At 40.3% G+C, this 15,637-nt stretch carries 12 protein-coding genes and 1 other annotated feature; of the genes, 8 read left to right on the top strand and 4 right to left on the bottom strand.

Annotated features, from left to right (window positions below; all coding sequences use genetic code 11):
* Window positions 1-489 precede the first annotated feature (489 nt).
* Window positions 490-717 (top strand) — a binding site (T-box leader).
* Window positions 718-909: 192 nt separating this feature from the next.
* On the top strand, window positions 910-3,327 hold the full coding sequence (leuS, locus tag F7732_RS21640) for a leucine--tRNA ligase (protein WP_151576102.1): 2,418 nt from the start codon (window positions 910-912) through the stop codon (window positions 3,325-3,327).
* Window positions 3,328-3,540: 213 nt separating this feature from the next.
* Window positions 3,541-3,840 (top strand): rhodanese-like domain-containing protein, encoded by a 300-nt coding sequence (locus F7732_RS21645; RefSeq protein WP_151576103.1) that lies wholly within the window; start codon window positions 3,541-3,543, stop codon window positions 3,838-3,840.
* A gap of 165 nt (window positions 3,841-4,005) precedes the next feature.
* On the opposite strand, the gene yedF is transcribed toward F7732_RS21645, so the two are convergent.
* Together yedF and yedE are read right to left on the bottom strand one after the other, a co-directional pair.
* Window positions 4,006-4,233, bottom strand: a complete 228-nt coding sequence (yedF, locus tag F7732_RS21650) for a sulfurtransferase-like selenium metabolism protein YedF (protein ID WP_151576104.1) — start codon at window positions 4,231-4,233, stop codon at window positions 4,006-4,008.
* Window positions 4,230-5,432: a selenium metabolism membrane protein YedE/FdhT gene (yedE, locus tag F7732_RS21655; RefSeq protein ID WP_151576105.1), complete on the bottom strand. Its 1,203-nt coding sequence runs from the start codon at window positions 5,430-5,432 to the stop codon at window positions 4,230-4,232. The genes yedF and yedE overlap by 4 nt, the downstream gene beginning before the upstream one ends.
* 244 nt (window positions 5,433-5,676) lie before the next feature.
* On the opposite strand from yedE, the gene F7732_RS21660 reads away from it, so the two are divergent.
* Window positions 5,677-5,859 (top strand): sporulation protein Cse60, encoded by a 183-nt coding sequence (locus F7732_RS21660; RefSeq protein ID WP_151576106.1) that lies wholly within the window; start codon window positions 5,677-5,679, stop codon window positions 5,857-5,859.
* 36 nt (window positions 5,860-5,895) lie between these two features.
* Here the strand turns inward: F7732_RS21660 and F7732_RS21665 are convergent, their stop codons facing one another.
* Entirely contained in the window at window positions 5,896-7,155 is a 1,260-nt protein-coding gene (locus F7732_RS21665) for a BaiN/RdsA family NAD(P)/FAD-dependent oxidoreductase (protein WP_151576107.1), read from the bottom strand.
* A 583-nt stretch (window positions 7,156-7,738) separates the two neighbouring features.
* On the opposite strand from F7732_RS21665, the gene F7732_RS21670 reads away from it, so the two are divergent.
* Together F7732_RS21670 and F7732_RS21675 are read left to right on the top strand one after the other, a co-directional pair.
* On the top strand, window positions 7,739-9,352 hold the full coding sequence (locus F7732_RS21670) for a putative polysaccharide biosynthesis protein (protein WP_151576108.1): 1,614 nt from the start codon (window positions 7,739-7,741) through the stop codon (window positions 9,350-9,352).
* A gap of 22 nt (window positions 9,353-9,374) precedes the next feature.
* Window positions 9,375-10,091 (top strand): pseudouridine synthase, encoded by a 717-nt coding sequence (locus tag F7732_RS21675; RefSeq protein ID WP_151576109.1) that lies wholly within the window; start codon window positions 9,375-9,377, stop codon window positions 10,089-10,091.
* Between the two features lie 70 nt (window positions 10,092-10,161).
* Here F7732_RS21675 and F7732_RS21680 read toward each other — a convergent pair whose 3' ends face one another.
* Entirely contained in the window at window positions 10,162-10,383 is a 222-nt protein-coding gene (locus F7732_RS21680) for a DeoR family transcriptional regulator (RefSeq protein WP_066451410.1), read from the bottom strand.
* Between the two features lie 412 nt (window positions 10,384-10,795).
* On the opposite strand from F7732_RS21680, the gene F7732_RS21685 reads away from it, so the two are divergent.
* The 3 genes from F7732_RS21685 (at window position 10,796) to opuFB (ending at window position 15,267) form a co-directional block, all read left to right on the top strand.
* A complete protein-coding gene (locus F7732_RS21685) occupies window positions 10,796-12,103 on the top strand; it encodes a M48 family metallopeptidase (protein WP_151576110.1) in 1,308 nt (435 codons plus the stop codon).
* A gap of 697 nt (window positions 12,104-12,800) precedes the next feature.
* Window positions 12,801-13,757 (top strand): ABC transporter ATP-binding protein, encoded by a 957-nt coding sequence (locus tag F7732_RS21690; RefSeq protein ID WP_151576111.1) that lies wholly within the window; start codon window positions 12,801-12,803, stop codon window positions 13,755-13,757.
* Entirely contained in the window at window positions 13,750-15,267 is a 1,518-nt protein-coding gene (opuFB, locus tag F7732_RS21695) for an osmoprotectant update ABC transporter permease/substrate-binding subunit OpuFB (protein ID WP_151576112.1), read from the top strand. The genes F7732_RS21690 and opuFB overlap by 8 nt, the downstream gene beginning before the upstream one ends.
* Window positions 15,268-15,637: the final 370 nt, after the last annotated feature.

A 15,637-nucleotide genomic window follows, 5' to 3' on the forward strand; every position in this document is an offset into this window, starting at 1 on the left:
AGTTGTTGTGATCACAATGTACTAGAGCACCTTTTGTGGAAAGTACTAGCGAGACTGAATAGTGGGAATCATCTGCGGTACATAAATAAAATAAGCGGAGCATTTCCGCTTATTTGCGTTTTGGAGCTTTTGGGGGAGAAAATAAGCGGAGTTTTTCCGGTTATGTACAGATAAATCGGTCATATTTATGTATTTTGAGGAGATAGCCGGAATTTCTCCCTCTATTTTAGCTGTTTTCCGAACAATATCTTAAATAAAGGGAATTTCTCCGCTTATGATAAACGAGACTATCTGCATCTAATCAACCTGGACGGCTTTCGGTAATCTCCCTCATTGTCGGGTATGCTGCTAAAATATCACTGCACTGCTAATGTACTCACATCCGTCACACCCTTAATCAGCACTGCATATCCTATGTACTATATTTCTTCTGGAAAAGCCCGCTTGCATCCTGGCGGGAAATAAATTACAATGTCAATATATTTATATTGAACTGCTATGATAAGGAATAGTAATGATCGCTTGCCTTGACCTATAGAGAGCTGACGGGTGGTGAAAGTCAGCCTGGCACATCATGAACTCGCCTTTTGAGCAGCAAGCATGAACCTTCAGTAATGCTTGCCGTATTCCGCGTTAAGGATGAATGAAGCGGGTGACTTTGTCACTAATGTGGGTGGTACCGCGGGAGTAATAATACATATATCTCTCGTCCCTTATTTTTAAGGGACGGGAGTTTTTTATTTTTGCTGTTTTTCAACAGCTAACTAAAGCGGAAGTGGGAAGGTGAGCTCCGCAGGCACTCGCCAAGCAAGCTCTCTACTTCCCCGCGGAAAGCGAGTACCCTGAAGCGGAATAACTATTTTTTGTTCTTTATAGTTAGCAGTTATTATGATTTAGGAGGAAACAGACATGAACTTCAATCATCAGGAGATTGAAAAAAAGTGGCAGCAATATTGGGAAGAAAATAAAACATTCAAAACTAGCGAAGAAGAAGGCAAGCGTAAATTCTATGCGTTGGATATGTTCCCATATCCATCAGGCGCCGGCTTGCATGTTGGGCACCCGGAAGGATACACGGCTACAGATATCCTTTCTCGTATGAAAAGAATGCAAGGCTACAATGTCCTGCACCCAATGGGCTGGGACGCATTTGGATTGCCAGCAGAGCAATATGCGATTGATACAGGAAATGATCCTGCAGAATTTACCGAAAAAAATATCAATACATTCCGCCGTCAAATTAAAGCACTGGGCTTTTCTTACGATTGGGATCGCGAAATTAATACAACAGATCCAGACTATTACAAATGGACACAATGGATTTTTATCAAGCTCTATGAAAAAGGCTTAGCTTATATCGATGAAGTGGCGGTAAACTGGTGTCCAGCTCTAGGAACTGTTTTAGCCAATGAAGAAGTCATTGATGGAAAAAGTGAGCGCGGCGGGCATCCTGTTGAACGCAGACCGATGCGCCAATGGGTGTTGAAAATTACGGAATATGCTGATCGACTTCTTGACGATTTAGATGATCTTGATTGGCCTGAAAGTCTAAAAGATATGCAGCGCAATTGGATTGGCCGTTCAGAAGGTGCTGAGGTAACATTTAGCATTGATGGTCATGACGATACATTTACTGTATTTACAACACGCCCTGATACACTTTTTGGAGCAACTTATGCCGTTTTAGCACCTGAACATGCATTGGTGGATGCCATTACAACAGAAGCTCAAAAAGCTGAAGTTCAGGCATATATTGAGAAAATTAAATCCAAGAGCGATCTAGAGCGTACAGACCTGGCGAAAGAAAAAACAGGTGTCTTTACGGGTGCATATGCGATCAACCCGGCAAGCGGCGAAAAAATGCCAATTTGGATCGCGGATTATGTTCTTGTCAGCTACGGAACTGGTGCGATCATGGCAGTACCTGCACATGATGAGCGTGACTACGAATTCGCACAAGCATTTGAATTACCGATTGTAGAAGTTGTGGCAGGCGGAGATGTCAGCAAGGAAGCATATACTGGCGATGGCGAGCATGTGAACTCTGATTTCCTAAATGGCCTTGATAAAGAAGAAGCGATTACTAAAATGATTGCATGGCTTGAAGAGAAAGAGATTGGCACGAAGAAAATTACTTACCGCTTGCGTGATTGGCTATTCAGCCGCCAGCGCTACTGGGGTGAGCCAATTCCAATTATCCATTGGGAAGATGGCACAATGACAGCTGTACCGGAAGAAGAGCTTCCGCTTATTCTGCCTAAAACAACAGAAATCAAGCCGTCAGGAACAGGTGAATCACCGCTTGCTAATATTGAAGACTGGTTAAATGTTGAGGATCCGGCAACAGGCAAAAAAGGCAGACGTGAAACAAATACAATGCCGCAATGGGCAGGCAGCAGCTGGTACTACCTTCGTTATATCGATCCGAAAAACAGCGAAAAAATTGCTGATCCTGAAAAAATTAAAAAATGGCTTCCAGTTGATATTTATATCGGCGGTGTCGAGCATGCCGTGCTTCACTTGCTATATGCAAGATTCTGGCACAAAGTGCTATATGATATTGGAGTAGTGCATACAAAAGAGCCGTTCCAAAAACTATTCAACCAAGGGATGATTCTTGGCGATAATAATGAAAAAATGAGTAAATCAAAAGGAAATGTTGTTAATCCGGATGATATCATTTCAAGTCATGGAGCAGATACACTGCGTCTATACGAAATGTTTATGGGACCGCTGGAAGCTTCAATTGCCTGGTCAACAAATGGTCTTGATGGAGCAAGAAGATTCCTTGACCGTATCTGGCGCCTATTTATTGAGGAGAATGGCCAGCTATCCTCCCGTATTAAAGGGAATGAAGAAGGCGGAGAGCTTGAAAAGGTATACCATCAGACTGTTAAGAAGGTAACAGAGGACTTTGAAGGACTGCGCTTTAATACAGCTATTTCTCAAATGATGGTCTTCATCAATGATGCATACAAAGCAGAAAATCTGCCAGTAGGCTATGCAGAGGGCTTTGTTAAAATGCTTTCTCCAATTGCTCCACATATTGCAGAAGAACTTTGGGCGAAGCTGGGTCATAGCGGTACGGTTACGTATGAGTCTTGGCCGGCATTTGATGAAGCGAAACTGACAGACGATGAAGTAGAGATCGTTGTTCAAGTGAATGGAAAAGTAAAAGCAAAATTAATGGTTCCAGCAGATGCACAAAAAGACATCCTTGAGCAAATAGCAATGGAGGATGACAAGGTCAAAGAGCAAATTGAAGGCAAAACAGTTAGAAAAGTGATTGCTGTGCCTGGAAAATTAGTTAATATCGTTGCAAATTAATAAAAAACATTCCCTGATTGCTTTTTCAGGGAATGTTTTTTACACTATCAGTATTATAAATGAGCAGCACGGTTGAATTTCGACGCTGTGGCTCATTTAGGAATGTAGTATAAGTGCAACTAAGCCTCTGGCTGTGCCTTGCAGGCTTGCCAGTCGGCAAGTTTTCTTTACTATAGTAATAGTGAAATCGGCAATAGAAAGGATGTACGTGAAATGATTCCAGAAATTACTACAGAAGAATTAGAACAAAAGCTTAAAGCTGGTGAAAAGCTTGAACTGATTGATGTGCGTGAGGATGATGAGGTTGCTGGGGGAATGATTCCTGGCGCAAAACATATTCGTATGGGGACAATTCCTGAAAATCTTGATCAGTTTGAGAAAGAAAAGGAATATATCTTTATCTGCCGTTCTGGCGGCCGAAGCGCCAATGTTTGTCATTACCTGCAGGACCAAGGCTATAAGGTCGTCAACATGAAAGGCGGCATGCTTGACTGGAGCGCCGAAACTGAATAAATAGCATAAGCACCCAAACTGACTTGGGTGCTTTATTTATGTCTGGCTGCAGGCGCTATTGACTCTATGGTCTAAGCCAAACCAGCCAAAAGGTAAAAGACCGACCTTCTGTCTGGCTCGTCTTATGCTTGTCGTCCCTGGACGAGCGCCTTCCGATTTTCTTTATTATGCAATGATTAGAAAATATAAATCCTGCCCATTTTTATAAGGATCTTCAGCAAGAGTGTAGCCATGCTTTACCACTTCTTCTGGTACATTTTTAAAGGCAGGCGGGCAATCAGCAATTACCTGCAGGACTTCTCCTTTTTGCATGCCTTCGAGTGCCTCGAGAGAATAGATAACAGGATATGGACAAGGCTCTCCTCTTAAATCTAGCGTATAATCTATCTTCATGCGACATTCTCCTTTCTTTTTTTAAATCCAGTTCCGAATCGGTAATTTTTCTCCCAAAAGTTAGTGATCATATACCAGGCAAGCAGCATTAGCAACGTAAGTATTAACGCCAAAAATGCTCCAAATGTATTCATTAAGTTGATTGGAGATCCCATTTTTACAAAAACATCATAAATGCCAAGGTGATCCCAGCCAAATGAAAGCAGTGTAACACCAAGGATGTTTCCTGCAAAAACAAAAAGATACAACACTTGACCTTCCATGACTCTGTACATCATGCCTGTCTCACAGCCGCCAGCCAAAACAATGCCTAATCCAAAAAGGATTCCGCCAATAAGAGTGCTTGGTGCGGCTATTTTTGTAATTGGTTCAAGTCCGTAGATTAAAATGACTGAAAACGTGGCAATTGTACTAATGGCAATTCCAAATGTGATGGCTTTTGCCATTGTTGCCCGTCCGCTCACCCAAAGATCACGAAAAGCAGAGGTAAAGCAGATTTGACCTCTTTCTATTAAAATGCCAAATGCTGCTCCAAAAATGGCCGCAGTTCCAAGCATCGGTTTACCGCTAATGAAGAAATATAAAATCATCCCAAAATAAATAAGAGCAGCAGCAGTTCCGATATATGGCTGCTTTGATTTTTTCTTTTCTGTGATACAAGGCGGTGCCCCTTTTGTGAGTGCTGCTTTGCCTTTCCACCACTTCGTTTTTACAATTTTAAAACCAAAGAAAGTCCCAATAGCAGTGGAAACCATGAAAATCCATGAGTGGAAGGAGAACTGCGGTACACCTGTAAAAAAAGCAGCCAAATTACAACCGAGTGCCAGCCGTGCCCCAAATCCAGCAATAATCCCGCCGACTAATCCCTGTACCAATCTTCTCTTTTGCTTTGGTAATCTAATTTTAAAATTGCTGCTAAGTAATATCGTTATAAATGCTCCGATGAACATTCCCCAAACAATCCAGCCGTCTGTTCTTTCAAAAGTAGAACCTTCCATTCCTACAAGATTAAAATAAGCCCAGCCAGAAATATCTACCCCGAAAAATTCGAGGATATGACCTCCTAATCTAGTAAATTCTCCTGTTACCGCCCAGACTGTTCCGGTAATTCCAAAATAAACAGCAGACAGTATGCCTGTTATGCCTATGGCCCAATACGGATTCCAATAATTCCTTGTTAATCTTTTTAGTGTTGACATGCCTGACCCCTTTCAGGATACCTTCTTAATAAAGGGTAGAGGTAAGAACAGTATCCTTTATCACGCTCTAAATGTACGACGTTCGTTTCAGTCCTTTTATGATGATTCTAGTATTGCAAGTTAGATAGGCAATGTTAATTATAAAACAACTTGATTTCTTGGAATGTGACATTTGTTAAACAATAGAATAATAAGATTGAATTGTGTCCATAATGAGAAAAAAAGCAAATGAGGGAGAGTACAAGTGATTAAAGTTAAACTATTTGATCATGAACATGAAAAGGATTTAGAGGTTGAAATGAATAAATTTTTAGAAAAGATAGATGAGAAGAGGCTGCTTGATATTAAATATAATGTTGCTGCTGTTCAAGAAGAAGAGGATGAACAGATCTATTGTTTTTCAGCAATGGTCATATATAAGGCCTAATGAACGGTTCATTAGGCCTTATTATGCATCGTAAAATTATTTTGAAAATAATGCAGCATTTGTCCCTGCAAGTCTGCCTGTAACAAGAGCTGAAGTAATATTGTAGCCACCGGTATAGCCATGTATATCTAAAATCTCTCCGCAAAAATACAATCCATTCATTTTTTTTGAGGCCATTGTCTGCGGTTCGACTTCTTTAACCGATACACCGCCACCGGTTACGAATGCTTTATCCAGCGGCAAGGAGCCGTTAACAGTGAATTGAAAAGATTTAACATTCTTAATAAATGTGCGGATCTTTTCATTTGAAATGGTCGCATTTTGTTCTGCAGGATCAATTTCACTGCCCTCTAATAGGAATAGCAAATATCTTTCTGGAATAAAACCTTTAAGTGTGTTTTTAATACTTTTTTTCGGTTCTTCCTTCATTTTTCTTACTGTATCCTGAAAGAGGGGCTCTTCTTTTACATCGGGCATACAATCAATACTCATCGTTACGGCACCTTTTTCTTTCTTCATAGCCTTAACAGCAAATTGACTGCAGCGCAGAACGGCTGGACCACTGATGCCAAAGTGGGTGAAAAGCATATCCATTCGATGCGTAATCAGTGCTTTACCTTTAGGGTTTAATACACTTAATGCCACACTTCGCAGAGATAACCCTTGCAGCGTTTTCTCTTTAATAAAAGGTTCAGACGAAGTGAGCGGCACTTCTGTTGGAAAAAGATCTGTGATGGTGTGCCCAGCCTTTTCCGCCCAAGCATAACCATCTCCGGTTGAACCTGTATGAGGGACTGATTTGCCTCCAACAGCTATCACTATAGATTCAGCCTCAAAAATTTCTCCACTATGAAGCTCGACTGATTGAACAGAATCATTCTTGTAATGAATATCTTTAATGGGACTATTCTTTTTTATTTGTACATTTAACTCCTTCAGCCTATTCAGAAGGGCGTCAACGACAGATTGTGCTTTATCACTGACAGGAAACATTCTGCCATGATCTTCTTCCTTGAGGCGAATCCCCAGGTTCTCAAAGAAAGCGATAATGTCTTCATTGCTGAAGATATTAAGGGCGCTATACAAGAACCTCCCATTGCCGGGAATATGCTTAATGATCTCATCGACAGGCAGTCTGTTTGTTACATTACAGCGCCCTCCGCCAGAAATCGCCAGCTTTCTTCCAAGTTTCTCACCTTTATCTATAAGAAGCACTTTTGCTTTGTTTTCAGCTGCTCCGATTGCGGCCATCAATCCAGATGGTCCTCCGCCAACTACAATAACATCAAATTTCATTCTATCCACCAACTTATTTTCATTCGTTATATGCAACATGTTTTATTATACTTTATTTGTCACAATCATAAAAATAAAGAAGGAAATTTCCAGTTGAAAGTAGCATTCTGTAAAAAAGAAGAGTACACTACAAATAGTGTGCCAAAAAAAATGGAAACACTGGATTTATGCATGTTTAGAAATTACACTTGGCTATTGGCCAAGTTTATTTGATTATAATTAAGAAACGAAGCAAGGCGCTAGGGGCTCGAGGTGTCGCCCCTGAACGAGCGCCTTCCGCTTTACTGTAAATATAATATAAGGATTTTTGAACTTTGAATAATGTCTAGCTGCAGCGCCTAGCCCCTCGAGGTCATAAGCCAATCTGTCCAGAAGGTTAAAGCCATCTTGTCTTATGCTTGTCGGGGCTGAGCAAGGCGCTTCCGCTTTTCTTAAAAAACAGTGTCTAGCTGCAGGCGCTAGGGGCTCGAGGTCATAAGCCAGTCTGTCCAGAAGGTTAAAGAGCAACCTTCCAGCCAGCCTGTCTTATGCTTGTCGCCCCTGGCCAAGCGCCTTCCGCTTTTCTAGTAAGGGTAGGGGTTTTATGTCTTCGAAGCTTTTGCGCGGTACGTTTATTTTAACACTTGGTACTTTTGTTTCTAAGCTCCTGGGGTTATTATATGTGATCCCATTTTCTCGTATTGTAGGGCCAGAGGGAACGATCCTTTATCAATATGCATATGTTCCTTATACGATTTTTCTAAGTATGTCCACCGCTGGTATTCCTCTTGCTATTTCTAAGTTTATTGCCAAATATAATGCTATTGAAGAATACTCAGTCGGCAGACGGCTGTTTAAATCAGGCATTTGGGTTATGATGGCAAGCGGAATCATCTGGTTTGCGATCCTTATGTATTTTGCTCCTGAGTTTGCAGCAATGTTTACCGATGCAAAAGAAAATCAGAAGCTTGAGGAAACGGTAACCGTTATACGTGCGGTCAGTTTTGCGCTCATTATTATTCCTTTTATGAGTTTAATTCGCGGTTTTTTCCAAGGGCATCAGTCCATGGGGCCATCTGCAGTTTCACAAGTAGTGGAGCAAATTGTCCGTATTGTTTTCTTGCTTGGCGGGGCTTATGTTGTTTTGAACTTGATGGATGGATCGATTGTAGATGCAGCTAGTGTTGCTACTTTTGCAGCGTTTATTGGGGGCATCGGAGGTCTTTTTGTCTTATTTTGGTATTGGTATAAAAGGAAGCCGCATTTGGATCAGCTGCTTCAGCATGATAAAGGGACTGTAGATATTTCTTTAAAGGACATGTACAAGGAAATTATCATCTATTCGATTCCTTTTATTTTTGTAGGAATTGCTAATCCTTTATTCCAGCTTATAGATCTATTGACTTTTAATAGAACAATGGATGCAATGGGTGTAGGAATTGAAGAATCTGAATCCCTTTTGAACATCCTGAATTTTGAAACCCATAAAATTGTTATTATTCCAGTGACACTGGCAATTTCGTTTTCTTTAACACTGATCCCAAGTATCACGAAATCATTCATGGATGCGGATCAGGCCTCACTTAATCGGCAGATGAATCAAAGCTTGCAGGTTATGCTCTTTTTAACATTGCCGGCAGCTGTTGGTGTGGCTTTGCTTGCAGAACCTGTTTATACGCTATTTTATACGGCAGACATTGAAGGTGCTGCGATTCTTCGTACATATGCACCAGTTGCTGTTTTATTTGCGCTATTCTCGGTGACAGCCGCTATTTTGCAGGGAATTAATGAACAGCGTTTTACGGTTTTAAGCTTGCTGGCAGGAATTTTAGTCAAGCTTAGCCTGAATGTGCCTTTCATAAAATGGATGGAAACGGAAGGAGCTATTTATGCTACGGCAATCGGATATTTAACAGCAATTGCTATTAACTTTTATGTAATAAAGCTATTTTCCGGATACCGTTTTCGTTTTGTTTTTAGAAGGAGCTTATTAATCGTAATATTCACAGGTATTATGTTTGTAATTACTTTTATTTTATATAAGGTTTTAACAAACTTCTTATCACCGGAATCTGTAACTCAGTCTGTTATTCTTGTATTCCTTTGCGGTGCAATTGGTGCTGGTGTTTATTTCTACCTTGGCATTAAATCAAGACTTGTGTACTTCCTGTTCGGTGACAAGGTAGATCGTTTGTTAAGCAAATTAAGATTAAAATAGTGGGGAAAGGAGGATCAGTTTCATGAGAATCGATAAGATGCTTGCAAATCTCGGCTATGGAAGCCGGAAGGATGTTAAGAAACTTTTGAAAAATGGTTCGGTAACCATTAATGAGGTGGCTGTTAAAGACGGAAAACAGCATGTGGACCCTGAGAATGATATAGTGTTGATTCATGGAGAACAAGTAGAATATAAGGAATATATCTATTTGATGATGAACAAGCCGCAAGGGGTTATTTCTGCTACAGAGGATACCCGGCATGAAACAGTCATTGATATTTTAGAAGCTGAAGATGTTGTTTTTTCACCTTTTCCAGTAGGGCGTTTAGATAAGGATACAGAGGGGTTGCTGCTTTTAACAAATGACGGTCAGCTTTCTCATAAGCTTCTTTCACCAAAAAGGCATGTTCCAAAGACGTATTTTGCTGTCATTAACGCTGAAGTGACAGAAGAGGACCAAGAAGCCTTTAAAAAAGGTGTCATCTTAGATGATGGCTATGAAACGAAGCCTGCCATTTTAAAGATATTAAAATCTGGGCTTACGTCTGATATAGAACTGACAATTACAGAAGGAAAGTTCCATCAAGTGAAAAGAATGTTTGAAGCGGTTGGAAAACGTGTAATGTATTTAAAAAGAATGTCAATGGGACCGCTCGAGCTTGATCCTTCGTTAGAACTTGGTGAGTATCGGGAATTAACGGATGAAGAGCTTGAATTGCTTTTATCCTATGAATCGTAATATATCAATGCAGAAAAAATCGCCTATCCATTTAGGCGATTTTTTTATGGTTATCTATGTGTTGTGATGCTTAAGATGACATCTTCACCTTCTTTTGTGTAATCGTCCATTTGCCCCGGCTTGGACTTTTAACTAAGTCGTTATAGGCCAAGACGTTAAGGTCTCTTTGTATCGTTCGAGGTGTTATACCAAATTCCTCTACAAGCTCCTGAGTTGTTACAGTTCCGTGTTTGCTGATAAACATGTAAACGGATTTGATACGGTTTAACATCCGGTTAGTCGAAGGTTTCAAAAAACCACTCCCTATCCTTTTTTCAAACCAATGGCAAAATTTCTGCAACCGACAGCCTTCAAAGAAGAAACGTGTCCTTCAAGCATATGTAGTTTTTTTCCTCAGACAACCCCTTTACAAAATGTCACACAATCTAAGATGTCATACTGCTATCCTAATTGTACCCTCATTGTCTGATAATTTCCACTTAGACGCAAAATATTAATCGAATTTTAACAAAACATGCTGAAACCTCCTCTCAATGTCCTTCTAAGACATTTATATGGCTGGAAAGGTTTGAATTATGTCTGAAAATTTCGGAAAATAAGTTGTCAGGATGATGTAAAAAGTAATTAAAAAACACTATTTCCAACTGCTGTATATTATTCTATAATCGATAAGTATTGTAAAAAAATAATAGAAGGAGAATCGTATGGATCAATCATTACGTCAGCAATTAGTGCATCCTAAGGAAAATATTTATTTTGCACTGGTACTATTATTCAGTATTTTAACGTATGTGCTTCTTGCTGTTTCAATTATTGGTATAGCAATTATAGTCGTTTTAGTTCTGCTTTCTGTTTTTCTTCAAGGTCTTATGATGGCTGGTATTAGAAGAAATGGCGTAAAGCTTAGTGAAGAGCAGTTTCCAAGATTATATGGGCTGGCTGCACAAACAGCTGCAGATATGGAACTGAAATCTGTTCCTGATATTTATGTTATGGAGTCAGAAGGCGTTTTAAATGCTTTTGCCACCAGATTTTTCAGAAGAAATATGGTTGTGTTATATTCCAGTATTTTTGAGATGGCAGAAAGAGGCGCGGAGAAAGAAGTGTTGTTTGTAATGGCACATGAATTCGCCCACTTAAAGAGAAACCATGTGCTGGTCAATTCGCTTATTTTACCAGCCATGTGGGTGCCGTTCTTGGGGACAGCTTATTCGCGTGCTTGTGAATATACTTGTGATCGCTATGCTGCTTATTATGTACAATCATATGATGCTGCTAAGGATGCACTTACGATGCTTGCCATTGGTTCAAGCTTGTATCCAAAAGTAAACAAAGAAGCATATATGAAGCAGCTGGAAACTGAAAGCGGATTTTTTGTCTGGTTAAATGAAAAATTATCAACCCATCCGCATTTGCCAAAAAGATTATATGCTTTGTCACGTTTCTTCTCGAGTGAAACGACGCCTGTTCTAAAAGAATCAAAAGGCAAGGTTGTTATTGGAGTCATCATTTCATTTTTTGTATTAATTCTTTTAAGTGTTGCAGTTTGGTTTGCAATAAGCCAACTGGAAAAGCTCGATCTCTTTTCGGATGCACTATATGAAGATGATTATAGTTTAACTGGAGAAGAAATCCCTGTTGAAGGCGTTACACCCCTTATGGATGCTGCCTTTAATAATGATACAACTTCCATTCTCACTCTAATCGAGGAAGGGGAGGATATAAACGCAGTGGACTCTGAGGATTCTTCTGTTCTGCATTGGGCTGTATATGGAGATAATCTTGAAGCTGCAGAGGTGCTTCTTCAAGCTGGTGCAAACCCTGACACAGTAGATTATACAGACTCTACTCCTTTAATTACCGCTGCTGCAAATGGTAACGCGGAACTGACTGAACAACTCCTGAACTATGGCGCCGACCCAGCCTACACCGACTCTTCGGGTTACACAGCATATGACTATGCTATGGAATATGGATATAATGATGTCGCGGCCTTACTCGCAAACGATTAGAACTACAAACAGAAAGCCAGGGACATAAGTATTTAACACAATTATTGAACCGAATGGTTAGGAAGGTGATCTTTCTAATTATTCGGTTTTTTATTTATAATTATAAAATATATTTTATTTACTAGAGTGAAATGGAGCGGAGGGCCCTCGACTCCTGCGGGCTGCAGAGCAAAGGGTGAGATCCCGCAGGAACGGAGTGACGAGGAGGCTCAGCTTGCTCCTCGCGGAAAGCGAGGGTCCGCAGCGTAATGGAACGGTCTTTGTTAATCATTTTAACAGAAAGCTGGATGTTCGTGTTTTAAGGTGGTTATTTTAGTTTTGCTTACCCTCTTTTCTTATTATGGGGCTTTAAACTATACATAGAAAATATTTTGTACCTTCTGACGTTTATAAAAATAGTAATAAGGATAAAAGAACTATAAGCAAGTTAGTTAGCAAAAAGGGAATACACTTTATGAAGATTTGGAGAAATTGCTCTTTTATCATATTGGTGGGAATTAATCGATATGCAGGCTTTACATTTTTGCAATCCATTTAAGAGTGATAGAGTAAATATAGAATGACATATAGGAAGAAACAATTGATCATACTTATAAAACATAAGGGGATGGCTGATCATATTACATTTATGTATGAAAAGCACAAGCATGGGTCCCTGTTTTTTCATGTGTGTTAAATGTTAAAGGGGCTGAAAGCGATGATCCGTTTTGAGGATGTTAAGAAGCAATATGATGGTTCTGTAGCTGTGAATGATCTCAATTTTGCCATTGAGGAGGGCGAGTTTTTTGTTTTGATTGGACCGAGCGGCTGCGGGAAGACTACGACGCTGAAGATGATGAATCGTTTGATTGATCCGTCTGACGGTACTATCTTAATCGATAATAAAAGAATAACTGATTATGATATACATAAATTGCGTTACAATATCGGCTATGTGCTGCAGCAGATAGCTCTGTTTCCGCATATGACAATTGAAGAGAATATCGCCATTGTACCTCAGCTGAAAAAATGGAATGAGCAGGATATACAAGCAAGAGTATCAGAGCTTTTGTCAATGGTGGGATTGAACCCAGAGGAATTTAAGGACCGCAAGCCTAATGAGCTTTCTGGCGGACAGCAGCAGAGAATTGGGGTGGCGCGTGCTTTGGCAGCGGATCCGAAGCTGATCTTAATGGATGAGCCTTTCAGTGCGCTCGATCCGATTAGCAGGGAAAAGCTTCAAGATGATCTCTTAGAGCTGAAAAAAACAATAAAGAAGACGATCGTTTTTGTTACACATGATATTTCTGAAGCTTTGAAGCTAGGCGATCGCATCGGTATTATGAATGAAGGGAAGATGGTTCAGATCGGCACACCAGAAGAGCTTCTGAATGCACCGCAGAACGAATTTGTCAAAAGCTTTATTGGCAGAAGTAATGATGAAACTCCTATAAATTTGGAAGAGCTTCTATCGCCGATTTCTCCAGAAATAGAGCTGTCGACTGTTAGGAAAATACATACAGGATTTACGATACAAGAGCTTCTTCATACCTTAAAAGTGGATGAGCAGGTTGTCATTATAGAAGATGATCAAGCACTCGGTTATATTGACCGGCAGGCAGTTATCGCCTACCTGGCGAATGGTGCGGTAAAAGGGGGAGCCTTAAGTGAATGATTTTATGAATGTATTTTCAGATCGAAAGGGAGAGCTTCTTCAAGCGCTGATTGAACATATGCAAATTTCGTTTATCGCGCTCTTTTTTGGAGTATTGCTGGCAATACCGATTGGAATCTTTTTAACACGGAAGGAGAGACTTGCCGAAAGCATCATTGGGATAACGGCAGTTCTGCAGACCATTCCATCCCTTGCTCTGCTTGGTTTATTAATTCCACTATTTGGCATCGGCCGTGTACCTGCCATTATTGCACTGGTTGCATATGCATTGCTGCCGATTCTGAGGAATACCTATACAGGCTTAAAAGAAGTCGACCCTTCCCTTTTGGAAGCTGCACGTGCCATGGGTATGAATACATATCAAAGACTTGGAAAAGTTGAGCTGCCGCTTGCAATGCCGGTTATAATGGCTGGGATTCGAACGGCAATGGTCCTGATTATTGGAACAGCTACTTTGGCAGCTTTAATTGGCGCAGGAGGTCTGGGAGATCTTATACTGCTTGGAATTGACCGAAACAATATCCTGCTCATTATTCTTGGTGCTGTACCAGCAGCATTATTAGCTTTATTTTTTGATTTTATCTTGAAAAAAATTGAGCAATTATCCTTTAAAAAGTCTGTCACTGCCTTTGCCATTATGGCTGCTGCAGCACTGTTAATTATTCTTTCACCACTAATTTTTGCTGAGGAAGAAAGTGATCTTGTAATTGCGGGGAAGCTTGGTGCTGAACCAGAAATCCTTATAAATATGTATAAGCTGCTGATTGAAGATGAAACAGATCTGCAGGTCGAGTTAAAACCTGGTTTTGGTAAAACTTCTTTCGTATTTAATGCCTTGCAATCGGAAGATATTGATGTGTATCCAGAATTTACGGGTACAGCGATCGCAGAATTTCTAAAAGAAACGGCAGTGAGCACGGATGGAGAAGAAGTGTATGAACAGGCAAAAGAAGGCATGATGGAACAATTTAATCTAACTTTATTAGAGCCAATGAGCTATAACAATACGTATGCACTGGCAGTTCCCAAAGAGGTAAGCGATCAATATGGAATCACATCCATCTCAGATGTCATTCCTGTGCAGCAGCAGATTAAACCAGGCTTCACATTAGAGTTTGCAGACCGGGAGGATGGATACCTGGGCATTCAGGAGCTATATGGTATAGAGTTTCCAGAAGTCATTACAATGGAACCAAAGCTTCGTTATCAGGCTGTTGAAAATGGAGAAATCAATATGGTTGATGCCTATTCAACAGACAGTGAACTCGAGCAGTATGGTTTAACAGTGCTAGAAGATGATCAAGGACTGTTTCCACCCTATCAGGGAGCACCTCTATTGAGGGAAGAAACAGCAGAAGCTTATCCAGAGGTGGTTGATGCATTAAACAAACTAGCCGGCAAAATCACAGATGATGAAATGCGTGAAATGAACTACCTAGTGAATGTGGAAGGCAAAAGCCCTGTGGAAGTAGCTGAGGATTACTTAAAAAGTGAGGGATTGTTGGAATAGTAGGCTATATTAAGAAACAGACAAGTTCCTAGGATATTAGTATTCAAAAAATTGATTGATCACAAGAGGCTGGGACATAAAATTTTAACACGACCATAGAACCGTATGGTTAGTAAGCGAATCTTACTAATCATTCGGCTTTTTATTTGTTATTTTAAAAATTTTCTTTTTTTTAACATGAGTGAAATGGAGCGGAGGACACTCGACTCCGGAGGGAAATAGAGGAAAGGGTGAGACCCCGCAGGTGTGTGCACTGGACCCATAAAATTGGACACTTATATTTAAGCTTAAGCAGCTACTACTTCGGTACTAACCCGATAAGCTACTGGACTTTTCCGATTCAATCTTGATTTGATTCTCAAGTGATTGT

Origin of the sequence: Bacillus mesophilum (genome assembly GCF_008923265.1) — a bacterium.
GTDB classification, from domain to species: Bacteria; Bacillota; Bacilli; order Bacillales; family Cytobacillaceae; genus Cytobacillus; species Cytobacillus mesophilum.

What these genes read in the sequence shown, in the direction of transcription:
- F7732_RS21685 (WP_151576110.1), top strand. Translation starts at nt 10,796, where the DNA reads ATGGATCAATCATTACGTCAGCAATTAGTGCATCCTAAGGAAAATATT.
- F7732_RS21645 (WP_151576103.1), top strand. Translation starts at nt 3,541, where the DNA reads ATGATTCCAGAAATTACTACAGAAGAATTAGAACAAAAGCTTAAAGCT.
- leuS (WP_151576102.1), top strand. Translation starts at nt 910, where the DNA reads ATGAACTTCAATCATCAGGAGATTGAAAAAAAGTGGCAGCAATATTGG.
- F7732_RS21670 (WP_151576108.1), top strand. Translation starts at nt 7,739, where the DNA reads ATGTCTTCGAAGCTTTTGCGCGGTACGTTTATTTTAACACTTGGTACT.
- yedF (WP_151576104.1), bottom strand. Translation starts at nt 4,233, where the DNA reads ATGAAGATAGATTATACGCTAGATTTAAGAGGAGAGCCTTGTCCATAT.
- F7732_RS21675 (WP_151576109.1), top strand. Translation starts at nt 9,375, where the DNA reads ATGAGAATCGATAAGATGCTTGCAAATCTCGGCTATGGAAGCCGGAAG.
- F7732_RS21690 (WP_151576111.1), top strand. Translation starts at nt 12,801, where the DNA reads ATGATCCGTTTTGAGGATGTTAAGAAGCAATATGATGGTTCTGTAGCT.
- yedE (WP_151576105.1), bottom strand. Translation starts at nt 5,432, where the DNA reads ATGTCAACACTAAAAAGATTAACAAGGAATTATTGGAATCCGTATTGG.
- F7732_RS21665 (WP_151576107.1), bottom strand. Translation starts at nt 7,155, where the DNA reads ATGAAATTTGATGTTATTGTAGTTGGCGGAGGACCATCTGGATTGATG.